The organism is Synechococcus sp. CC9605 (assembly GCF_000012625.1).
In the GTDB taxonomy this organism is placed as follows: Bacteria; Cyanobacteriota; Cyanobacteriia; order PCC-6307; family Cyanobiaceae; genus Parasynechococcus.
In genome coordinates, this window is the sequence record NC_007516.1 from 745,176 (window position 1) to 766,269 (window position 21,094).

The 21,094-nt window shown below is 57.3% G+C and carries 19 protein-coding genes and 1 pseudogene; 9 read left to right on the top strand and 11 right to left on the bottom strand.

Annotated elements, in window-relative coordinates; genetic code table 11:
• Positions 1-371 precede the first annotated feature (371 nt).
• Complete coding sequence (locus SYNCC9605_RS03970; RefSeq protein ID WP_257929938.1) at positions 372-1,091, top strand: PD-(D/E)XK nuclease family protein; 720 nt, start codon at positions 372-374, stop codon at positions 1,089-1,091.
• Positions 1,092-1,697: 606 nt separating this feature from the next.
• Here the strand turns inward: SYNCC9605_RS03970 and SYNCC9605_RS15765 are convergent.
• Complete coding sequence (locus SYNCC9605_RS15765; protein ID WP_198002473.1) at positions 1,698-1,874, bottom strand: YadA-like family protein; 177 nt, start codon at positions 1,872-1,874, stop codon at positions 1,698-1,700.
• Positions 1,875-2,684: 810 nt separating this feature from the next.
• The gene (locus SYNCC9605_RS14480; RefSeq protein WP_156782977.1) at positions 2,685-2,858 is read right to left on the bottom strand and encodes a hypothetical protein; all 174 of its coding nucleotides are present in this window, start codon (positions 2,856-2,858) and stop codon (positions 2,685-2,687) included.
• Between the two features lie 237 nt (positions 2,859-3,095).
• On the opposite strand from SYNCC9605_RS14480, the gene SYNCC9605_RS15770 reads away from it, so the two are divergent.
• Entirely contained in the window at positions 3,096-3,281 is a 186-nt protein-coding gene (locus SYNCC9605_RS15770) for a helicase associated domain-containing protein (protein ID WP_198002474.1), read from the top strand.
• A 100-nt stretch (positions 3,282-3,381) separates the two neighbouring features.
• On the opposite strand, the pseudogene SYNCC9605_RS15775 reads toward SYNCC9605_RS15770, so the two are convergent.
• The 3 genes and pseudogenes from SYNCC9605_RS15775 to rpsD form a co-directional block, all read right to left on the bottom strand.
• Positions 3,382-5,328: pseudogene (locus tag SYNCC9605_RS15775) on the bottom strand (DNA-directed RNA polymerase).
• 492 nt (positions 5,329-5,820) lie between these two features.
• Positions 5,821-6,822 (bottom strand): site-specific integrase, encoded by a 1,002-nt coding sequence (locus SYNCC9605_RS03990; RefSeq protein WP_156782978.1) that lies wholly within the window; start codon positions 6,820-6,822, stop codon positions 5,821-5,823.
• A gap of 486 nt (positions 6,823-7,308) precedes the next feature.
• Complete coding sequence (rpsD, locus tag SYNCC9605_RS03995; RefSeq protein ID WP_011363781.1) at positions 7,309-7,917, bottom strand: 30S ribosomal protein S4; 609 nt, start codon at positions 7,915-7,917, stop codon at positions 7,309-7,311.
• Positions 7,918-7,993: 76 nt separating this feature from the next.
• On the opposite strand from rpsD, the gene yidD reads away from it, so the two are divergent.
• From yidD to SYNCC9605_RS04010, 3 genes are read left to right on the top strand one after another with little or no spacing between them, the layout of a single operon-like run.
• Positions 7,994-8,272, top strand: a complete 279-nt coding sequence (gene yidD, locus SYNCC9605_RS04000; protein ID WP_011363782.1) for a membrane protein insertion efficiency factor YidD — start codon at positions 7,994-7,996, stop codon at positions 8,270-8,272.
• Complete coding sequence (locus tag SYNCC9605_RS04005) at positions 8,272-8,544, top strand: glutaredoxin family protein (protein WP_011363783.1); 273 nt, start codon at positions 8,272-8,274, stop codon at positions 8,542-8,544. The genes yidD and SYNCC9605_RS04005 overlap by 1 nt, the downstream gene beginning before the upstream one ends.
• 35 nt (positions 8,545-8,579) lie before the next feature.
• Positions 8,580-10,085, top strand: coding sequence for a UDP-N-acetylmuramoyl-L-alanyl-D-glutamate--2,6-diaminopimelate ligase (locus SYNCC9605_RS04010; protein WP_011363784.1), 1,506 nt, complete (start codon positions 8,580-8,582; stop codon positions 10,083-10,085).
• Between the two features lie 33 nt (positions 10,086-10,118).
• Here the strand turns inward: SYNCC9605_RS04010 and SYNCC9605_RS04015 are convergent, their stop codons facing one another.
• Together SYNCC9605_RS04015 and SYNCC9605_RS04020 are read right to left on the bottom strand one after the other, a co-directional pair.
• Complete coding sequence (locus SYNCC9605_RS04015) at positions 10,119-11,285, bottom strand: aminotransferase class V-fold PLP-dependent enzyme (protein WP_011363785.1); 1,167 nt, start codon at positions 11,283-11,285, stop codon at positions 10,119-10,121.
• A gap of 701 nt (positions 11,286-11,986) precedes the next feature.
• On the bottom strand, positions 11,987-12,709 hold the full coding sequence (locus tag SYNCC9605_RS04020; protein WP_011363786.1) for a GAF domain-containing protein: 723 nt from the start codon (positions 12,707-12,709) through the stop codon (positions 11,987-11,989).
• Between the two features lie 186 nt (positions 12,710-12,895).
• On the opposite strand from SYNCC9605_RS04020, the gene SYNCC9605_RS04025 reads away from it, so the two are divergent.
• Entirely contained in the window at positions 12,896-13,582 is a 687-nt protein-coding gene (locus SYNCC9605_RS04025) for a DUF4079 domain-containing protein (RefSeq protein WP_011363787.1), read from the top strand.
• A 27-nt stretch (positions 13,583-13,609) separates the two neighbouring features.
• Here the strand turns inward: SYNCC9605_RS04025 and SYNCC9605_RS04030 are convergent, their stop codons facing one another.
• The 3 genes from SYNCC9605_RS04030 to SYNCC9605_RS04035 are packed head-to-tail and all read right to left on the bottom strand — an operon-like array spanning position 13,610 to position 16,172.
• Positions 13,610-15,592, bottom strand: coding sequence for a glycosyltransferase (locus SYNCC9605_RS04030; RefSeq protein WP_041434461.1), 1,983 nt, complete (start codon positions 15,590-15,592; stop codon positions 13,610-13,612).
• A gap of 47 nt (positions 15,593-15,639) precedes the next feature.
• A complete protein-coding gene (locus SYNCC9605_RS13685) occupies positions 15,640-15,930 on the bottom strand; it encodes a gamma-glutamylcyclotransferase family protein (protein ID WP_071813002.1) in 291 nt (96 codons plus the stop codon).
• A complete protein-coding gene (locus SYNCC9605_RS04035; RefSeq protein WP_011128549.1) occupies positions 15,927-16,172 on the bottom strand; it encodes a NifU family protein in 246 nt (81 codons plus the stop codon). Before SYNCC9605_RS04035 ends, SYNCC9605_RS13685 begins: the two co-directional genes overlap by 4 nt.
• An 80-nt stretch (positions 16,173-16,252) precedes the next feature.
• Here SYNCC9605_RS04035 and SYNCC9605_RS04040 point away from each other — a divergent pair, with 80 nt between their 5' ends.
• Positions 16,253-17,761 (top strand): malate:quinone oxidoreductase, encoded by a 1,509-nt coding sequence (locus SYNCC9605_RS04040; RefSeq protein ID WP_041434464.1) that lies wholly within the window; start codon positions 16,253-16,255, stop codon positions 17,759-17,761.
• A 3-nt stretch (positions 17,762-17,764) separates the two neighbouring features.
• Here SYNCC9605_RS04040 and SYNCC9605_RS04045 read toward each other — a convergent pair whose 3' ends face one another.
• On the bottom strand, positions 17,765-18,085 hold the full coding sequence (locus SYNCC9605_RS04045; protein ID WP_041434466.1) for a DMT family transporter: 321 nt from the start codon (positions 18,083-18,085) through the stop codon (positions 17,765-17,767).
• 71 nt (positions 18,086-18,156) lie between these two features.
• Between SYNCC9605_RS04045 and lepA the strand changes: the two genes are divergently transcribed.
• The gene (lepA, locus tag SYNCC9605_RS04050) at positions 18,157-19,977 is read left to right on the top strand and encodes a translation elongation factor 4 (RefSeq protein WP_011363792.1); all 1,821 of its coding nucleotides are present in this window, start codon (positions 18,157-18,159) and stop codon (positions 19,975-19,977) included.
• Positions 19,978-20,218: 241 nt separating this feature from the next.
• Entirely contained in the window at positions 20,219-21,091 is an 873-nt protein-coding gene (locus tag SYNCC9605_RS04055) for an ABC transporter permease (protein WP_011363793.1), read from the top strand.
• Positions 21,092-21,094 lie beyond the last annotated feature (3 nt).

The window sequence follows — 21,094 nt, forward strand, 5'->3', positions numbered from 1 at the left end:
CTCATAAATGACCTGGGTTGGTCCTTTGGTAGGCACGCACTGGTACGCCACGCCATTCGACGCTCCGCTTGCACCGCCGCAGGTGCCCTAGGAGAAAACGACCCATCCTCTAGAGCAAATGGCCCCAGGGCGCCTCTAGCCAGAAGCTTCGACCCTTTCTCTCTTCAGTAGTGATGGGTTGAACCATGCACAAGCGAGCGAGCTAGGCCGTCTCTTCCACCTGGGAGGGGCGGCCTCCCTCTTTAGGGATGACTAGCTGTAAGCAGTCCGTGCCTGATACGAGCAATCCAGCCAAAATTCGTCGAGCCCCTAACGCTCAGACTTCAGGAGTAATGAAGCCACCCGTTTTTGAACCCATCACTCCCATCAAGGTGAGTGAGCGTTGGTTCCCGAAGGGTCGGAGATTCGGTCTGTATGCGTTTGGTGGACGTGTAGCGCCGAACGTCACGTCGATCTTGAGTTGGAAGTTCCCGTTCGACAAAACCAAGTGGAAGAAGTCAGAGCCTGACATCGATCACGACGCAGTCACTAGAGAATCCGCCAAGCGTGGAACGGCAGTCCACCTGGCAATGGAGAGTTGGTTGCAGAGTGAAGACCACACTCCAGTCGAAGAGCATTTGCAGTGGATCAACCCTCTTCAGAGCCTGGTTTCACGAGCCTCGAAAACACTGGCTGTTGAAGTACCGCTGCATTATTCGATCAATGGTGTTGGCGCCTATGCAGGCAGTTGTGATGGAGTCATGCTTGTCAATGGCGATGTGGTTCTCATTGACTACAAGACCAAGCGTCACGGGAAGTCCGTACATCAAAAATACTGTGAGAAGGAGCGTCTGCAATTGGCTGCTTACTCTCTTGCGATCAGTCATCTCTATGAAGATCAGCTTCCTGCACCAGTAACGAGAACAAGTCTCTTGTTTGCACATCCTGAGGATGGGAGGCCTGTCACTGTTGTTTCGACCCAAGGTGACCTACTTCTTGAGTATCAACAGAAGTGGCTTGATCTTCTAGGTGAGTGGTATGAGGTCCACGGCGAGCAGGTGGCTGATGAACAAATTATCTACGATAAGCAGCTTGAATTCTCTATCTGCTAAGTAGTTTAGCTTTAGAAGTATTGTTTTCACTGCATCCACCACTCCCTTCAGTAAAATGAATTCATGTCGGTGGTCGCGCCAGCAAGAAAGACATCCGCGCTCAGTGGGCTAGCCAGCAAGTAGCACTTGGTCATCAACTGCAAGCGCGCTGATCACAACCTAGTCACATGGGTGAGTCAACTTGAGTTCGGCGAGAAGAGCTGCACCCCTGGGACTGACACCACCAGGGGTTTCCTTGCCACAGCGGAGGGGAGGCGTAGGGCTGCCTCCTTCTCCCTGATTTGAGTGTCCCTCGCTTTACTCATGCAATAAAAACCCCGCCTTGTGGGCGGGGTGGTTTGCGTGAGATTCAAAAAAACATCACCTAAAACTTACTGCAGTAACTTCTGGCTGCTTCCCCAAGGCATTGCCTCAAGCCTTTCGAGTCTGGCGATTTAGTATTAATTTTTCATTTCGAATAGCTTTATTTTATTCACGGATAGAGGCGTTTTCTTGCTTCATCTCATCAAGTTGTGATTGCAACTCTTCTCCATCAAGGTTGGAGGTTTTGTGGATTGCGCCCAGCTTGAACACGAAGCCTCCACGCGCAGCAATAGTCTCCAAAGATCAACCGCCATAGTCGCTGGATCTTCCGAAGACATGTGATCCTCTAACATTTACAGAGAGACGCTCATTCAGCTTTGCAGCGCAACCAAGTCCCATCGCAAAGCGCCTGCTATAACCACCTGTTCCAATGCCACAGGAGATAGGTGCGTCATCAGCAGTAGTAGGCAAAGAAGACAATGCTGAAGTTAAAGCAGTAGCACCAGCAACTCCATAACCAAGGATTCCCCAGCCCTGTGGAGCCTTATTTGAATGATGATGCGTCTTGGGTATTCACCCTGTAGTCATTCGACAAAGCACCTAGGAGCATTGAGATGTAATTATCATCAGCACCTGTTTTCATCTTGAACTTTCTTAGTGCGTAGTTCACCTCATCAAACAGTTCTCTCACGTCCTTGATTTCTTCTTTTGAAGCCCTGAAAGCCATTGAACTTCAAACACAGGAAAACAACACTCCCATGAGGTCTTAGTGCTGTCTGTATCAAATAAATTATTCTGACCAAAAAAAAATGACTAAAATTTGGAAACTCACATATCGGGTGGGAGGGAAGCCTTCTTGCCCCCATAGGGTGGTCCCGGTTTCACCAGGAAACGCCACGCACCCACTCCTTTTGACCTGTTGAACCTGGCTGATCCTGGGTAAAAGTCAGACATCAAAGGGTTGGTCTAACCAGACGCACGAAGTCCTTACCTCTATGAATACGCAGAGTTCTTCACACATAATGGAGGATACACCATCCGAGTTTTCTAATTCGATCAAACGCACTTGGGTGAGTTTTGGTGATAAAATAAAGACGGATACTTCTTATACTTATGGTGCTTGGTGTGGGTTTCAGCACTGGGACTCTTACGGAGACAATTATCTATTTCTCAGTGTTTCTTGCCATTTACCTTTGGTACAGAAGAAGAAGCGAATAGAAGGGGGTTGTCACCTTTCTGTCTCCCTTGCTTCAATTTGATTAACAAATAAGTCATTAATACCTACTTTAGTCATTGATAAAGGCGAGGAAAATTAATTTTGTGTTGCGCTAAACTATATGCAACGCCGGCATTCATTTCTTCTTGAGTGGGATTGTCGCCAAGTGCTGCGAAACGGATTAAATATTCACAGTTGCGTTCATCGTCTGCGGGAGATGATGTATGTGATTTCTTCACTTCCTCCACAATCGCTTCTGACGGCGTTGAATCCTCGATTGGTAATCGTCATCATCAATAGGATTCAAAGGCGTTACAGACGCTTCTGGCAATGCCTCAGGCAATGCATCAACTACTGCATCCTTGCGACTGCGGACTTGCTATTGATTTTGTCGTTCTAGTTCCTGCCTCTGACGGATCTCAGCACTAGTTGGGATATCCCTACCCAATGCCTTCTCCATCAACGGAAAGATGATGTTGTCGCTGATGGCTTCAGACAACGGTTCAACAAGCATTTGTCCAGCGACACCAGCAGCAGCAGTTACAAGGTTTCCTCTTGGAAACTGGGTAAACACTCAGAGGAGGGAATACGCGAAGAAAAATCAAGGACATCTATCGCCCGAAAGGATCAAGCAATTGAATGACTTTTACTTTTTATGGAAGATTCTCTGATAGACGGATAAGGCTTTAACACTTAATGTTTTTTGTAAGGCGTTTTTCATAATTAATGACTTTTCAGCTTTGCTATGTAACATCCTTATTTTGCTGATTTTTAGTTGAACATCTTGTCTGATGATTGGATTCGATGTAGTTCGCCTTCGCCTAGCTCCAGTCGTGGAAAGTCGTTTGGAGTCACTTTCAATTTATCTGCCAGCTTTGCCAACGGATCACCCTGGCAAACATGAATCATTGCCCTACGGATCCTCTCCTGCGCGTTATCCATATCGTTTGGCAATACTGCGATGCAGTCGTGGATTGTGACTAGCGGCTTGTCCCATTGCTGAAAGGCTGTCTTCAGCAGACAAGCATCCAAACTGTGCACGAAGTTGGGTGCCAATCCACTTTTCAGCCGCTTTTCATTGGGCTTGTTGACCGATCCCACCGCAATCCGAATCCGTCCATGGCCGTAGGTGTCCACCTCAATTGAGTCGACCTCGTATTCGGCTTGATGGATCAGATCACCACACGGTGTTTGCCAACTAAGGGAGGTCGCGCCGTTCTCGATCGCAAGTATGCACAGCTTCTTGAGCCAATCCAAGGTCTCGAAGGCAGCTTGGAACACCTGCTTGCTGGCTTTCTGCAGGATGTCGGTCATCACCTTGGTGTCCTCCCAGCTGACCGTGTCTGGGTATGAGCCCAACTTCCTCAGCGCTTCGACGATGTCGCCTCTGTTCGTCCGGTACGACCCTCCGTAGATGGCAATCATCAGTACGGGTTTACCCAGGCTTCGATCCTTCAGATGCTCTGCAAGCCATGCAGTTTCTGGATCTGCTTCAGCTATTTCCCGTGCCACACGGAGTACCTCCAGGTAGGCGTCACGAGGTGGTTAATCTGGGTCTTCTGAAGGGATGAGGTTCGTCCACTTCATGCCGACTGGGTCACGACGCATCGCGCTTAGCAACTGCAATCCCGATGCGGTGCTGTCCACACTCACTGGCACCTGCCAAAGCGGCTTGGTCTGTTGAAGGACAACGGCGTTCCAATCCATTGCCAGTTGCAGGAACTGCCAGGGTTCTTCGGCGTTTTCCCATTGGCTGCTGTGACGGATGGGATCAGATGCAATGGCAGCAATCAATTCAGCGTTGTCGTAAGTCCACTGGCTTCTACTGGCGAAGCTCTGCTTTGTTCCGCCGAATGCTGCACCGACAGCACGTGCAGCCCACTCCTTTCCTTGTTCGTCTAGCCGACAGCCATCGGCAAATCTCAGAACTGAACGCTCGAAGTCCCGTGATTGTGGATCGAGCCACGATTGCTGCGAGTAAATCCGACCACGGAAATCACAGCTCCACGACAGCCAGAAGCGCGGACGAGTCAGGTTTTTCCGCGCGGAAAAAAGGACTGCTTGAACACTGAGTGTCTTTTCTATGTGCTTCTGTTCAAGCTCGTGCAGATACGCCTGCCGCTTCCTCCAGGCCACTCGATCTGGGTGCTTGTTCTCCAGAGCCTTCAAATGCTCTGGCATCTCTTGATTGAGCTGTGGGTTCTCGAATGGACTGTTGAAGCCAGCGATGCTGTGCTGCTTATCCCAGCAGTCATCGATCACCTCGAAGACCTGCGGATCCACTTGGAAGGCAGTCCTCCCAAGGGTGTTCAACAGGTTGATCGCATCAGATCCGAATCGGGTTGAGTAGTGCCGGCCTCTGCACAGCGGGTTGTTCGGTTTGCGTGTGGTTGGCAGGTGATAACCGCCGCTGAAGTTGAACCGCGCTTCGCCATCTTGTAGCTGCCAATCCAATGGTGGTTCGATCAGCACTTCTTGCGTCGTCACCAGCTCGTCGATCTGTTCCGTGCGTTTGGTCAGGTGTTCTTCCAAGGCAGGTGATGGAACGACGAACTTTTCTGATCGGTTCTTGGCGACCCATTTCGTCGGCACCTCGAAATACCTCTCCTTGACTGCTGCATCCAGCAGTAATGACCCGAACTGGGTACAAAGCAGCGAAGGCCAGTCCTGGTAAAGGTCGTCCTTAGCCCACCCCTTTTCCAGCAGTCGGCGCTCCATCGACAGCTTCACACCAAGGTTTCGGTACTTGGGCGTCGAACGCGGCTTCTTGAGCCGCTTGTCTCGGATCTTTTTGCCGTCCTCGTCCAAGTTCAGGGTGAAGAACTGGTTTCTCAGCTCCTCTTGGATTGCTTTGCCAATGGCAGTGCAGACGTGGGTGCGTTGGTTTTGCTTGGTATGGATGCAGTCGATCAGCTTCCGCAGTGCGACAAACGACACGTGGTCGTACGACACCTCCAAATCTTTGAGCTGGAAGAACAGGTGCGGCTGCGGAAGCAAACCTGCCGCTTCGTCCCACCAGCCGAGTGATGTGGTCTTCGATTGCTTTGCTGTAACCCAGGAAGACGTCACGAGTTAGTTGTTGGCCTTCAGGAGTGCTTGAGAAGTACCCACGTTCGATCGCTTTCCTAGCCTGCTGCTGTCTCTTCCTTAGTGCCTCGACGGTCGTTTCTATTTCATGCTGTTCTTGTTTAGATGTCATAACTTACTGAATCAATAGCTTTCTGTTTTGATGTTTCTTGAGCGTGTGGACCCATAGTCAAAGTCTGTAATCTCTTTCGCCTTTTGGCCCATATCAATTCTGGCGTAATACTTCTCGCAAACTGCAATGGTGTGTCCAGCGAGCTTCGCTACCGTGTAGATGTCCTTGTTGTCCAGAATTAAGTTGCAGATGTAAGTGCTGCAGAGGCTGTAGGGCGTGTATTTCTTTTCGCTAAATACGTATGGTTTTAGGGCTGGGTTGATCTCATCAATGACTTTCCTCCATGTCCTGTTGACGTTGTTGTAGGCGTACTGCTTCATCTCGTTTTGTGGGTTTCCAAAGATCAGTGTTTCGTCGGTGACCTCGATTCCAGGGCAATATTTTTGGATGTATTGCTGTTGCTCCTCCTTCCGTTGCGTGAGCTGATTGTCCACGCCATTGGTTGGGATGATGCGCTGTTTTCCTACCTTTGAGTCGCGAACGTGTAGTACTGCAATCCACTTGTCCTTCTTCTTTCCCTCAGACTTGGACCATCTGCCGACGTTCTCTCTTCGCACATCACACCACCGAAGCTTGTTCAGCTCGATGTCCGGTCGAAGCCCAGAGTTTCTGCCGATGACGCACCACCGATAAAACAGCTGCGCAAAGTGCGAGCCACGGTGGTTGCGAAGCTGCGCGGCACGGTCGCGGTTGCGGCTCAACGCAACGACCACCTTCTGCCAGTTGCCTTGTTCGATCAAAGGCGGGTTGGCATCGACCTCGGATTCTTTGATCGCAATGCTTGGAAGGGCTTCGCGGGGTGAGACCTCTATGTCCAGTAGTCCCCGTCGTTTGCAGAACTCGTTGAGGAAGTTCCCGATGTAGGTCAGCTCAAGCTTCCGTGTGGATTTGGCTGCCTTCCTCCATGTCGGGTAGTCCTCGAAGGTGTTGAGGTCGATCTGGCGCGTGTGCGTAACTTCCTTCTCGGCTAGGTACGGGAGCATCTGTTTGAGCAGTGCGTGGCGTTTGTTCAACAGGCTTCGTGGTTTGAGCAGCTCCGCTTCAACCTTTCGCTGCTCGGCCTCAAGAAATTCGGCTACACAAGCCTCTACTGGCCTGTTCTTGAACCTGCCGGTATTCGAGTTCCTAGTGGCTCTCCCTTGACTCTCTGAGGCTCGTTGCTGACTGGTTCCGTCAGTTCCATGAGGAACGGCTTGCTCCTGTCTCAGAGCCGTATAAGCCTCAATGCATTCCTCGACTGCTTCCTCAAGAGTTGAAGAGTTGGGCAGCAGTCAGTGGAGATACCGCTTTGTGCCAGGGACCTGTTCACGCCAATAGAAGTTCTCCGGCTTGTCCACGTACGACAAGACAACGCCTTTGACTCCCAGTGCCTTTGCCTTTTGAGCAATGGCAGGCATGAAAAAAACTCCTGCTGATAGTTGCGAAAACGGTAGCAAGAGTTTGAGTAGAGTTTGAGCAAGGGCTTGAGATATCCTCGAAACCCTTGCAGTAAGCCAAACTTAAACTTTGCGGGAGTAGTACTCCACCACCAGCAATTCGTTGATTTCCAGGGCAACCCACTCGCGTTCGCAGCGGGCGGTGACCTTGGCGCTCAGCTTGGACTTGTCCAGTTCGAGGTGGCTGGGTACGTTGGCCAGACCAGGGAACTCGAGGTTGGCTTCAGCCAGCTTCTTGCTGCACTTGCGCTCGCGGATGGCGATCACATCGCCGGGCTTGCACTGGTAGCTGGCGATGTCGGTAACACGACCGTTCACGGTGACGTGACCATGGTTCACCAGCTGACGGGCGCCGGGCACGGTTGGACCGAAGCCGAGGCGGAAACAAACATTGTCCAGACGGTTCTCGAGCAGCTTGAGCAGGTTGGTTCCGGTGGAACCTTCCTGGGCGCGCGCTTTCTTCACGTAGCGCACGAGCTGACGCTCGGAGACGCCGTAGTTGAAGCGAAGCTTCTGCTTCTCTTCGAGACGGATCGCGTATTCAGAGCGCTTGCGACGGGCTTGGCCGTGCTGACCGGGGGGATAGGACCGTTTGGCGGCCTTCCGGGTGAGACCGGGGAGGTCTCCCAAGCGCCGCGTGATCCTCAGGCGAGGGCCGCGGTAACGAGACATAGGTGGGTAGGTGTGTGTTGAGTTCGTGCGGTTGTTGGGCATGCTGGAACCGAAAAAGCCCCAGGCATTTGCCGCGATGCACGAATCAAACACTTTATATGGCGGCCCGATGACCAAGCTGCGACAGGCAATCAATCAGGTTCTGGCGGCTGTTCTCCTGGCAGGCATTGGTTTTTACCGGCGCTTCATCTCCCCTATGATTGGGCCCCGCTGTCGTTTCACGCCCACCTGCAGTGCCTATGGGCTAGAGGCCATCCAGAAGCATGGACCCTGGAAGGGGGGCTGGCTTACCGTGAAACGGCTGCTGCGCTGCCATCCCTTCACCCCCTGTGGCTGTGACCCGGTGCCCGATTGATGAGGCAGCTCATCCTGTACAGCCGCGCTGGTTGCTGCCTGTGTGAAGGCTTGGAATCCCGCTTGCGCGCCCTCGATGTTTTGGGGCTCTCGATCGAGCTGAAGGTGATTGATATCGATGCGCCTGGCACCCCCCAGGAGCTGAAGGCGCGCTACGACCTCGAGGTTCCTGTGCTCGCGCTCGATGGATCTGAGCTTCCCCGGGTCTCCCCGCGTCTAACGGGTGAGGGACTGTTGAATTGGTTGCAACGCTGTCTGTCCACGGCGCTCTGAACGGCTTAAAACTCCCCCAAGCCAGGGGAGATGGGATGACGCAGGCGTTGCATGCCCTGTTGAGTGATGCAGGCATCGCAGTGCCGCCGGGGCTGGTGAACCCTGGGTTGGGGGCGATCACCACCGATTCCCGCCGCGTCGGCCCTGGAACTCTGTTTCTCGGTCTCCCCGGCGAACGGGTGGATGGAGGCACCTTCTGGGCCCAAGCCCTTGAGGCCGGTGCTGCCGCTGCTGTGATTGGAGCTGAAGCTGCTGCAGCACAACCGCCTGGCGCGGATGCCCCTGTGGTGGTGATCCAGGAGCCGGTGGCGCGTCGAATCGGTGAGATTGCCGCGGCGTTTTGGGATCACCCCTGCAGGTGCATGGCCCTGATTGGTGTGACCGGCACCAATGGCAAAACCACCACCACCCATTTGATCGAGCATCTGGCCGCTTCGGCCGGCCAATCCGTGGGCCTTTTCGGCACGTTGGTGAACCGCTGGCCCGGCCAAAGCATCACGGCTACCCACACCACGGCCTTTGCCGACCTCCTGCAGGGGCAACTCGCCGAGGCTGCCTCCGCCGGTTGCGGCCTGGCGGCCATGGAGGTGAGTTCCCACGCCCTGGCGCAGCAGCGCGTGGCGGGCTGCCGCTTCGCAGGAGCCGTGTTCACCAACCTCACCCAGGACCACCTCGATTACCACGCCTCCATGGAGGACTACTTCGAGGCCAAGGCGTCGCTGTTTGCGGATCCTCTGCTGCTTGCCGATGGCGCGCGATCGGTGGTCAACAGCGATGACCCCTGGGGGGAACGCCTGGCCGAACGGCTCGGTGCCGCCTGTTGGCGCAGCTCGCTGGAGGATCCATCGGCTGAGTTGCACATGAGCGACCTGCAGATGACGGCTGCTGGGGTGGAGGGCCGCTTGATCAGTCCTGTGGGTGAGGGCCGTTTCCGTTCGCCCTTGCTGGGGCGCTTCAACCTGATGAACCTGTTGCAGGCGATAGGGGTGCTGCTTCAGCAGCAGTTGCCCTTGCCGGTGCTGCTGGAGGCCATCGGCCGTTTCGGTGGCGTGCCCGGACGGATGGAGCGGGTGATTTTGAACGGGGTGGATGCAGCGAATTTGCCCCCGGTGCTGGTGGATTACGCCCACACTCCCGATGGTCTGGACAATGCTCTTTCTGCAGCGCGTCCGTTCTGCGCGGGCCGGCTGATCTGTGTGTTCGGTTGCGGTGGTGATCGGGACCGGGGCAAGCGTCCGCAGATGGCGGAAATTGCGGCACGCCTGGCTGACCGTGTGGTGGTCACCTCCGACAACCCCCGCACCGAGGATCCTCGGCAGATCCTGGATGACGTTGTTGCCGGGATTCCGCCCGGTAGCGATCTGCTGGTGGAGGGTGATCGAGCCCAGGCGATTGCTTCAGCCATTGCCGAAGCTGAGCCGAACGATCTGGTGCTGGTGGCCGGCAAGGGGCACGAGGATTACCAGATTCTCGGCACCGAAAAAGTGCACTTCGACGATCGCGAGGAAGCGGAACGCGCTTTGCGCTTGAGGTTGTCTTGAAGCAAGTGCTCTATCGCGATTGATCTCAGCCGATCAAAGCGCGCTGATCGCGGCCACCAGGGCGTTGATGTCGTCTTCTGTGGTGGTGATGTGGGTGCAGGCCCTCAAGCAACTGGGGTCCGCCAGATCGCGAATCCACAGCCCTTGGGCACCCAACTGCTTCACATGCTCTACAGGGGGCAAATCGCCCGTGATCTGAAAGCTCACCAGTCCGCTGGCGGGCGGCAGCTCCAGCAGGGGTGTGACGCGCTCCAGTCCTTGGAGCGCCTGCCAGAGCATGCCACTCAGCGTTCGGATGCGCTCCCAGCGTTGTTGGGCTGATCCCGTTTGGTCCAGCAGTTGCAGTGAGCTGCGCAGGCCCGCCATCAAGGGCACGCAGCTGGTGGCCACTTCAAAGCGGCGGCTGTCGTGGTGAAACAGGTCACTGCTGTTGAGATCGGCCTTGCTTTCATCACGCAGGCTGCGCCAGCCGATCACGGTCGGCGCGGCCTCTTCCAGCACCCGTTCAGACAGCGCCACGCCCCCCAGACCTTCGGGCCCGCAGGCCCACTTGTGCCCGGTGAAGGCGTAGATGTCCGCTGCTGCAGCGGCTTCGCCGACGGGGATCTGTCCGAAGCTTTGGGCTGCATCCACCAGCAGGAAGGGCTGTTGGGGGTGTTGGTTGAGCTGATCGGCGACGGCGGCAATGGGCATCACCTGCCCTGTGTTCCAGAGCAGATGGCTCAGCACCACCAGACGGGTGCGGGGGGTGATGGTCTGATGAATCGCCTCGAGCACGGCGGCATCGCAGTGGGCCTGATCACCCCGCAGATGCTTCACCAGCAGCACGTCGATGGCGAGGTTCTGGCGCCGGGCCAGTTCAACGCAGGCACTCACCACTCCGGGATGCTCGCAGTCGCCGATCAGCAGCCGATCTCCTTCCGCAAAGGGCAGTCCCCATAGCGGCAGCACACAGCCGCTGGTGACGTTTTCGGTGAGGGCAAGCCGATGGGGCGGAACGCCGCAGCACTGAGCCAGAAGGCGGCGGGTGCTGTTCACCTCAGTGCCGATGAAGGGCCACACCTCTGCCGTGAAGGGCCCCAACTCCTGGATGCGCGACCAGCTCGCGGTGATCGCTTCGAGGGATGAACTGGGCAGTGGCCCTTGGCCGCCGTAGTTGAAATACGTCTTGTTCTGCAGGGCAGGGCAGAGGTCGCGCATGGTCACGGCAGTGGCCTGAGCCGAAGAGTGGGTCCCACCACGTTGGCAGTGGCTTTGTCGCTCTTCAGAGTCTTCAGTATTTGGTCAAACGATTCAGGCCCATTTTTTTCTGAACTGTTTTTCCGCTGTTCGTTCCATCTGCCATCCCGACCACCGGCGCCATTCGATCTCCGCCGCCGTCAGGCATTGATCGGCGAGTGATTCTTTTTGGTTGTTCAGGGTTCCAAACCGGATGGGGCAAGCAGGACCAGCGTTCACTTCAATTTCCCGACCTAAATCAACCTTGTCGCGCAGGCTGAACCAATGGTGGTTGTGTTGGATACAAAACCCAATCGATCAGTATTTCAACTCAGTTTGAATTGCATCTTTGGGCCTGGATGTTTCAGCTGGCCTTGAGGTAGATCCTGCGACCTTTGCTATCAACTTTGTAGCGACCACCCCTGGGGCCGATGTGAATCACATCGGATGGTGACGTGTGGAGTGGGGTTGGCGGCACCAAAGCTTCCGGTTCAACCTTGGTGGTGGTTGGAACCTCAGGCGCTTGTGTTCTTAGGTGTGGCGCGGCTATGAAGATATTGAGCCCGAGCTTGCGATACAGAAAATCTGCGATTCGCATGACGCATTGCTGGAACTTCCTTTATTTTCTGGCCGTGTCAAGTGTTCATGGTGTTGCTGATGTCAATCGATCAGCGTCATTGAATTCAACTTTGATCGTTCAACGACTCCGCTCGACTGTTTTGCACGTCGGGGAAGTGCTCGTTCATGCATTCGGGACAGATGCCATGGCTGAAATTCAGCGTGCTGTGCTGCATTAGGAATCGTTCGATCGGTTGCCAGAAGCCTTCGCTGTCGCGGATCGACTTGCAGTAGCTGCAGGTGGTGATTAAGCCCTGAGCATGATGCATCTGGCAGAACTCATCCATGAGGGCTAGGGATCGGCGTCTGAGTTCCAACAGGGTGGTGGCCTGTTCCGCCAGGCCTTCCATCACCTTGTATTGCGAATTGGTGAGCGATTTGGGAATCCGATCAATCACGCAAAGCGTTCCAATGCGGTGGTTGATGTCGGTTTTGAGGGGGAAGCCTGCATAGAGCCGGATGTGGGGTTCTTCCTGAACAAGGGGGTTGTCGCGGAATTTCTCGTGAAACAGTGCGTCCTCCACCACAAGAGGTTTGGAATCGAGGATCGTATGGGCACAGAAGGAGATATCCCGGTCGGTTTCGCTGGCCTCAAGGCCCACCTTCGATTTGAACCACTGACGCTTCTCGTCCACCAAAGAGATCAGCGCAATCGGAGATTGGCAGATCTCTGACGCCATCCGGGTGATGTTGTCAAAGGCTTTCTCAGGCTTTGTTCCCAGAATCCGGTATTCACTGAGGGACCTCAGCCTGGCTGCTTCGTTGATCGGCTTGGGTGCGGCCTGCATGGACACAGCTCGCTAGGCGTTCCTTTGGTCTAAGGCATGATTTTTTTATTTTCTGTAAATAAGCAGTGCGAAAAATTTCGCTTTGTTGATTTAAATTTTCTGGATTAATTAAATTTGCCGGCCTTCCTGGTGTGGGATTCACTCTGCTGGCCATGCTTGAGCTCCTAAGGGCATGGACACGGGCCTGTGACCATCACTGATTGGCTCTGGATTCTTCATCCCGCCCTTGCGGTTGTGCTGATTTATCCCCTCATCGGGATGGTGGTGCGTCTTGCCTGGCAGACCCGTCAGAGGCGTGTCGCCCAGGTGAAGCATCCACCGATGGTGGGCCGCGATCACAGTGATCTGGGCCGTTGGCTCGCGGCGGGTGTGGTGCTTTTGGTGCTGATCGCCTTGACCGTGGCCATCGCCACCAAGGCACCACCAGCTGATTTCTCCGGTGGCGTTGGTCGTGCCATCCAGCTGAGCATCGTGCTGCTGGGTACGGGGGCGAGCCTGGTCGCTCTCTTGCGAAGCAAGGCTGCTGCCCTGCGCCTCAGCTTCAGCTTGATCACCTGGATTGGCGTGCTCACGCTCGGAGCGCAGCCGGAGGTGTGGCGTCTATCGGATGATCCCCTATCGCCTTTGTTCTGGCAGTCCCATTACTGGGCCGGTGTCGCGGTCACCGGTTTGATGCTGTTTGCTTTGGCGGCCCGGCCTGAGATCCTGCGTGACCTACGCCTGCGCCGGTTGCACGTCACAGCCTCGGTGCTGGCGGCGCTGCTTTTTGTGATGCAGGGCATCACCGGTACAAGGGATCTGCTGGAGATTCCATTGAGTTGGCAAAAACCTGCGGTCTATGCCTGCGACTTTGATTTGCAACGTTGTCCCTGAGCGGTGGCCGGAGGTGCTGTTCTGAATTCAGGGAAGACGTGGCACAAGAGAACGGTGGAAAACTTGGGGAGTTGGGCCGCCGAAGAGCAACCGTTTCAGCAGCATCAGCAGTCCCAACACTTCCCGTCTGGGGCGCCGGTCTGGCCATATCCCATCACTGCAGAACAACCAGCGGATCAGGCTGTGTTGTTGTTGTTGGCTGAGGTTGCCCCAGCTCAAGGCTGCCTGCCGCCCTTGGATCTGCAGCATCACAACCGGTAGAGGCGGGATGGCGGCCGTCCACTGCAGCTGGCTGCTGTGCATCAGGGGCAGAACCTTTGTGGAGAAGGCCAGCTCCACACCGCTTTCACTGATGGCGGTGATCCGACAGGGATGGCAATGGCCCCCGGAATCAATCAGCTCGGCGGCGTGATCAAGGCTGAGCCAGGGGGAGGGATCGCTCTGCGGAGGATTCCAGCAGGCGCGAAGAGCGATGAGGGTTCCCAGCAGATTTAACCCAGCCCAGACCAGCCCCAGCTGAAGCGGCCCGACTCTGTCCCAGCCTGCGAGCATCAGCTGCTGCACGAGCCCCAGCAGATTCGCCAGGTTGAACAGGCTAAGCACGATCAGGGGAAGCGCTAGAAACCATGACCAGCCGCCCCGGGATCGCTGGCGATGCTTGGGGGTGACCCGGAATCCAACGGAGGAACCGAGGACATTCCAGATCAGGCTCACCACCAGCGGAACGGTGAGCACCCAGCTGGTTAGTTCGGTCAGCAGGGCAGAGCGGCTGTTGCGATTCAGCCAGCCGATGCTGAGCAGCACCGTTCCCCAGAGGGGCAGCATCAATTCAATGATGGCTCGCTGATCCAGAAGGATTGGTGCGACACCAAGCAGCCCGTAGCTCAGCGGCATCAGCATCAGCACCAACCTCGGCAGGTTGTTGAGCCAATGGATGACGCCCTCCATGTAGGCCAGCCTCTGGCCGGGGCTGAGGCCATACGCCCGTAGAGGGCCATGGGGCAGTCTCAAACTTTGGAGGGTGCCGTTGGCCCAGCGTTGCCGCTGTTGCACGAAGTCCTCCATGGACTCGGCGGCCAGCCCAGCACTGAGCTTCTGCTGGAGGTACAGCAGCTTCCATCCCTGCGCACGCAGGGCAATGCCGGTGACGTAGTCCTCCGACAAGGCACCCTCGACGAAGCCACCGATCCCATCCAGGGCGCGCCGCCGCACCACGAAGGCTGTGCCGGCACAGACCACGGCGCCCCAGCCGTCCCGTACCGGTTCGATCCAGCGATAGAAGCTCTCCTCATCCGGCAGCAGCCACGACTCCATCCGCAGGTTGCGCATCACCGGATCGGCATTGATGAACGACTGCGGCGTCTGCAGCATGGCTACATCGGGGTCCAGCAGAAAGCCGATGCTGTGTTCCAGGAACCGCTGCTGGGGGATGAAGTCCGCATCGAACACCGCCACCAGCTCGCCATGACATTGGCTCAGCCCGGCGTTGAGGTTGCCCGCCTTGGCGTGCAGGCGTTCGGGACGATGCAAGTAGCGACAGCCCAGTTGTTTGGCTAGGCGCTTCACCTCCTCACGGCCAGAGTCATCCAGCACCAAAACACTGGTGTGGGGATAGCTCTGCTGCGTGCAGCCCAGAAGCGAGCGTTGCAGCACCGCCAGCGGCTCGCCGTAGGTGGGTACGAGGATGTCCACATGGGGCCTCCACGCCGAGGCCTGCCAGTCCCGATGGCGTTTTTGGACGTCCCGACGTCGATCCGGGAAGCGGTGCCAGGCCAGCCACAGCGGCAGCAGACCGGTGATCAGTAGCCAGCCTTCCGCCAGCAGTAACAGGCCGCTGAGGCTGGTGGAAACAGCGGTGTTGAGATTGAGGCTGGCGGTGCAGCGCCAGTGCAGATAACGAAGGGTGAGGGCGCTGATCAACAGGATCAGGCTGCGTCGGGCCCACAGCGAAGACTCCGCTTCCGGCCGCTGGATCAGCGCCAACGGCCAGAGCAGCAGCAGCAGGCTCACTCCACAGCCAGGCGTTGATTCCTTGCCAACGCTAGGAGGCGTTGTTCCTATGCCGCTTCGTAGAGCCAAACGCTGCGGCCATCCCTGAGGGTCACGCTGCTGCGTTGATACACCTCAGGCACGTCCTCCCAATCATCCAAGGCGGGCCAACAGGGCTCGGGCACCAAATACACCTCCCCTGCAATGGCCCCATTACCCCGTTGCAGCATCGGGTAACCCCAGTGCTGGATCTCGATGAACCCGTCAACGATGCCATCTCGGTCTCGTTGGGCGCCCTTCAGCAGGTGATGGGCGCTGCCGTTGCCTTTGAGTGATCCGTAGACGAAGAGGCGTTTCAGAGCACCTGCACCACTTCACTCACTTCAGGGATCGACTCGCGCATCTTGCGTTCGATGCCCATCTTCAAAGTCATCGTGCTGCTGGGGCAGCTGCCGCAGGCTCCCTGCAGGCGCACTTTCACGATCGGGCCGTCCAGTTCCACCACTTCAACGTTGCCGCCGTCGGCCATCAGGAAGGGGCGCAGCTCATCCAGCACCTTCTCCACGTTCTCAAGCGTGAGGGCCATGGTTTCAGTGCTCATCGGGATGAACCAGACATCAACGCTTCAAGGTTACGGAGTGGCCCCATAGGGTGACGAGAGCGGTTAACACTCCAGCTCCGGTGCAGCACGACGGTTCGTTCAACCCAGAGGCCCGCTTCGACGCCGTGCTGGTGGGCGCCGGAATCATGAGCGCCACCCTGGCGGCGCTGCTGCATGAACTCGACACGCAGCTGCGGATTCTTCTGGTGGAGCGCCTTGAAGCGCCTGCTCTGGAGAGCAGCGCAGCGGTGAACAATGCCGGCACCGGCCATGCCGCCAACTGCGAGCTGAACTACACCCCGATCCAGGCGGATGGCACCGTTGCGACGGCCAAAGCGGTGGCCATCAATACTTCGTTTGAACGCAGCTTGGAGTTCTGGAGCTCGCTGCAGGAGCGGGGCGACCTCGACACCAGCAGCTTCCTCCACCAGGCGGCACACATCAGCGCCGTGTGGACGCCGGAGAACATTGCCTTTCTGCGTCAGCGCTTCAGCCAGCTGAAGGAGCTGCCGGCCTTTGCCCGGATGCGCTGGAGCGAAGACCAGAGCGAGCTCACCGAGTGGATGCCCCTGGTGATGGCGGGCCGCGATCTCAAGCAGCCGGTGGCGGCCACTCGGATTGATCGGGGCACCGATGTGGATTTCGGCAGCCTTACCCGGGCCTATCTGATGCCGTTGCAGCAGAGCGGAGCGCTCAGCGTGGAGTACGGCACCCAGGTGCACGACCTCAAACGTCTGCGCCACAGCGATATGACCGAGGCGGATTGGCGCGTGGTGCTCAAAGGGCCCTCTGGCAAAAAGGAAGTGCGAGCTCCTTTCGTTTTTCTGGGTGCCGGTGGTGGTGCCCTGCCGCTGCTGCAACGCTCAGGGATTCCGGAGGCGGCTGATTTCGCTGGCTTCCCGGTGAGTGGCCTTTGGCTCGTCTGCGGTGATGCCCAGCTGGCTGACCGTCAGCGGGCCAAGGTGTACGGCAAGGCGGCGGTGGGAGCTCCACCGATGTCGGTGCCCCACCTCGACACCCGCTGGGTCGATGGCAAGCGGTCGCTGCTGTTCGGTCCTTTCGCTGGCTTCAGCAGCAAGTTCCTCAAGCAGGGTTCCCTTTTGGATCTTCCCGCGTCTGTGCGGGCCACCAATTTGCTGCCGATGCTGCAGGTGGGCGCCACCAACTTCGAACTGGTGCAGTACCTGATCAATCAGCTGCGCCAGAGCCCTACGCAGCGGCATGAGGCGCTTCAGCAATTCATGCCCACCGCCCGCGCCGAAGACTGGACTCTCTCGGTGGCGGGCCAGCGGGTGCAGATCATCAAACGCAGCAAGCAGGGCGGACGGCTGCAGCTGGGAACCGAGGTGGTGGCCTCCGGTGATGGCTCCCTGGCGGCACTGCTGGGGGCTTCCCCGGGAGCGAGCACAGCGGTGACGATCATGTTGGAGGTGCTGGAGCGTTGCTTCAAGCAACGGCTCGACAGCGACGCCTGGCAGCAGCGGCTTCAAGCGCTGTTGCCCAGCATCCATGAAGACCCCCATCAGGATCCGCAGGTGTTGAACCGGATGCGGGAACGCAGCGATGCCTTGCTGGGGCTCACCGCCTGAGCGTCATTCCCCCAGATTCACCAAGACAACGCCGGCTGTGATCAAAGCGATTCCGATCAATTGGGCGGGCTGCAGCATCTGGCTATAGGCAATGCGCCCCACCAGCACGATCACCACAGTGCCGATGCCGCTCCACAGGGCATAGGTGATTCCCAGGGGAATGCTCAGCACCACTTTGGAGAGTAGTGCCATTGCAAGGGCGTAGGCGCTGAACACCAGCAGCGTGGGCAGCGGTCGGGTCATGCCCTCCGACAAGCGCAGGCAGGAGGTGCCGATCACCTCAGCGCTGATCGCCAGCAGCAGCAGGGTCCAGGGATTGCTCATGGCCACTGGTGCAGCTCCTTAGGATTGTGGCAACGACGCTTTCTGGACCCGAGACGGGATTCCGCCGCTGCATGACCGACGCCCCCGTCTCACGGATCCGCAACTTCTGCATCATTGCCCACATCGACCACGGCAAGTCGACCCTGGCCGACCGCTTGCTGCAGGACACGGGCACCGTGGCCAACCGGGACATGCAGGACCAGTTCCTGGACAACATGGACCTGGAGCGGGAGCGGGGGATCACGATCAAGCTCCAGGCCGCCCGGATGAACTACACGGCGGCACATGGTGAGGAGTACGTCCTCAACCTGATAGATACCCCTGGCCACGTCGATTTCTCCTATGAGGTGAGCCGCAGCCTTCAAGCTTGTGAAGGGGCGTTACTGGTGGTTGATGCCAGCCAGGGAGTGGAAGCTCAGACCCTGGCCAACGTGTATCTGGCGTTGGACAACGATCTCGAGATCATTCCGGTGCTCAACAAGATCGATCTCCCCGGTGCGGATCCGGATCGGATCAAGGAGGAAGTGGAGGCGATCATCGGCCTCGATTGCGATAACGCCATTCCTTGCTCAGCCAAGACCGGCCTGGGGGTGCCTGAGATCCTTCAGGCCGTGGTGGACCGGGTGCCCCCGCCGAAGGATGCAGTTGAAGAACCCACCAAGGCGCTGATCTTCGATTCCTATTACGACCCCTACCGGGGTGTGATCGTCTACTTCCGGGTGATGAGCGGCCGGATCAACTGCAAAGACAAGGTGCTGTTGATGGCCAGCAAGAAGACCTATGAGCTCGATGAGATCGGGATCATGGCGCCGGATCAGAAGAAGGTGGATGAGCTCCATGCCGGTGAGGTGGGCTACTTAGCGGCGTCGATTAAGGCCGTGGCAGATGCTCGTGTCGGCGACACGATCACCCTGGTGAACGCACCGGCGGATGAGGCCCTCCCCGGTTACACCGAGGCCAAGCCGATGGTGTTCTGCGGTTTGTTTCCCACCGAGGCCGACCAGTACCCGGATCTGCGCGATGCGCTCGACAAGCTGCAGCTTTCGGATGCGGCGCTGAAGTACGAGCCGGAAACAAGCAGCGCCATGGGCTTTGGCTTCCGCTGCGGCTTCTTGGGCCTCCTGCACATGGAGATCGTGCAGGAGCGGCTCGAACGCGAGTACGACCTTGATCTGATCGTCACCGCGCCATCGGTGATCTACAAGGTGAACATGATCGATGGCTCAGAGGTGATGGTGGACAACCCCGCCACACTTCCGGATCCCCAGAAGCGCGAGTCGATCGAAGAGCCCTATGTGCGCATGGAGATTTACGCACCGAATGAGTACAACGGTGCGCTGATGGGGCTTTGCCAGGAACGGCGTGGCGATTACATCGACATGAAGTACATCACAACCGATCGGGTGACGCTGATCTATGAACTACCGCTAGCCGAAGTGGTGACCGACTTCTTCGATCAGATGAAGACGCGCACCCAGGGCTATGCCTCGATGGAATACAGCCTGATCGGCTACCGCAAGAACCAGCTGGTGCGCCTGGATGTGTTGATCAATGGCGAGCGGGCCGATGCGCTCACCACGATTGTTCATCAAGACAAGGCCTACAACGTGGGCAAGGCCTTGGTGGAGAAACTCAAGGAACTGATTCCCCGACAGCAGTTCAAGATTCCGATTCAGGCATCGATCGGTAGCCGAATCATTGCTTCCACCAGCATCAGTGCCATCCGTAAGGATGTGCTCGCCAAGTGCTATGGCGGTGACATCTCCAGGAAGAAGAAACTGCTGAAGAAGCAGGCCAAGGGCAAGAAGCGGATGAAGGCCATGGGCAAGGTGGATGTGCCTCAAGAGGCCTTCATGGCGGTGCTTAAGTTGAATGATGGAGGGGGCAGTTGAATAGAATTCCGTAAAAGTATTTCAATATTTAGGTGATTTCGCTGAGATACATCTGCTAACCTCTTGAGGTCTTGTGTCAAGTAACTCGCTGGTCAGGTTATAGACGCGTTATGTGTAATTTTTTTTATTTATAGCCTCCTGCTTTTATTGAAGCATCAAATAGTTCTTGGACTGCCGATAAGCCGTTGTCGCCAGTGGTAGCGAGACGCCATGGCTTCATTCTTCCGCGGTTCGGGAGACAATGCATCTGCCTGAGGCCAACTTGCCCGTGACCCGCAGCCTCTCCACCCGCATGGCCCGCTGGGGTCTAGTGATCGTGGGGATCTACCTGCTGGTGGCCTTGATCACGCCGTTGTTGGTGAGTGCTGGCATCCTCCCGGACGCCAATGCTGGCCTGGAGAACCCGATCTACGCCGGTCCCAGTTGGACCCACTGGTGCGGCACCGACCGGCTCGGCCGGGATGTGTGTGTGCGCACCATGGCCGGCAGTGGGGTGGCGCTTCAGGTGGTGTTGTTGGCGGTGGGTGTAGCCCTGCTGGTGGGTGTGCCCCTGGGCATGGTGAGTGGGTATTTCGGCGGGGCTGTCGATCGCCTGATGGTGTTGCTGATGGACACGCTTTACACCCTGCCGGTGTTGTTGCTTTCGGTGGTGTTGGCCTTTCTGCTGGGCAAGGGCATCCCCAATGCCGCCGCCGCCCTTTGTGTGGTGTATGTGCCGCAGTATTTCCGCGTAGTGCGCAACCAAACCGCCCAGGTGAAAAGCGAGCTGTTTGTGGAGGCCGCCCAGAGCCTGGGGGCGGGGCCGCTCTGGATCCTGCGGCGCTACCTGTTCCGCAACGTGATCACCTCCGTGCCGGTGCTGCTCACCCTCAACGCCGCCGATGCGGTGCTGGTGCTTGGGGGATTGGGATTTCTCGGTCTGGGCTTGCCGGAGACCGTGCCTGAATGGGGTGGCGATCTCAATCTGGCCCTTGCAGCAGTGCCCACCGGGGTGTGGTGGACGGCCCTCTTCCCCGGTCTGGCGATGTTTGTGTTGGTGCTGGGGCTGTCCTTTCTTGGTGAAGGCATCGAGGCCTGGGTGAGCGGCGCAGAAGCCAGGCCCGCGTCAGACTGACCC

Coding starts and splice junctions, on each gene's coding strand:
- rpsD (WP_011363781.1), bottom strand. CDS start 7,917: ATGTCTCGTTACCGCGGCCCTCGCCTGAGGATCACGCGGCGCTTGGGA.
- SYNCC9605_RS04010 (WP_011363784.1), top strand. CDS start 8,580: ATGACGCAGGCGTTGCATGCCCTGTTGAGTGATGCAGGCATCGCAGTG.
- SYNCC9605_RS04055 (WP_011363793.1), top strand. CDS start 20,219: ATGCATCTGCCTGAGGCCAACTTGCCCGTGACCCGCAGCCTCTCCACC.
- SYNCC9605_RS04020 (WP_011363786.1), bottom strand. CDS start 12,709: ATGCAGGCCGCACCCAAGCCGATCAACGAAGCAGCCAGGCTGAGGTCC.
- SYNCC9605_RS04005 (WP_011363783.1), top strand. CDS start 8,272: ATGAGGCAGCTCATCCTGTACAGCCGCGCTGGTTGCTGCCTGTGTGAA.
- lepA (WP_011363792.1), top strand. CDS start 18,157: ATGACCGACGCCCCCGTCTCACGGATCCGCAACTTCTGCATCATTGCC.
- SYNCC9605_RS04045 (WP_041434466.1), bottom strand. CDS start 18,085: ATGAGCAATCCCTGGACCCTGCTGCTGCTGGCGATCAGCGCTGAGGTG.
- yidD (WP_011363782.1), top strand. CDS start 7,994: ATGCACGAATCAAACACTTTATATGGCGGCCCGATGACCAAGCTGCGA.
- SYNCC9605_RS04015 (WP_011363785.1), bottom strand. CDS start 11,285: ATGCGCGACCTCTGCCCTGCCCTGCAGAACAAGACGTATTTCAACTAC.
- SYNCC9605_RS04035 (WP_011128549.1), bottom strand. CDS start 16,172: ATGAGCACTGAAACCATGGCCCTCACGCTTGAGAACGTGGAGAAGGTG.
- SYNCC9605_RS15770 (WP_198002474.1), top strand. CDS start 3,096: ATGGCTTCAGACAACGGTTCAACAAGCATTTGTCCAGCGACACCAGCA.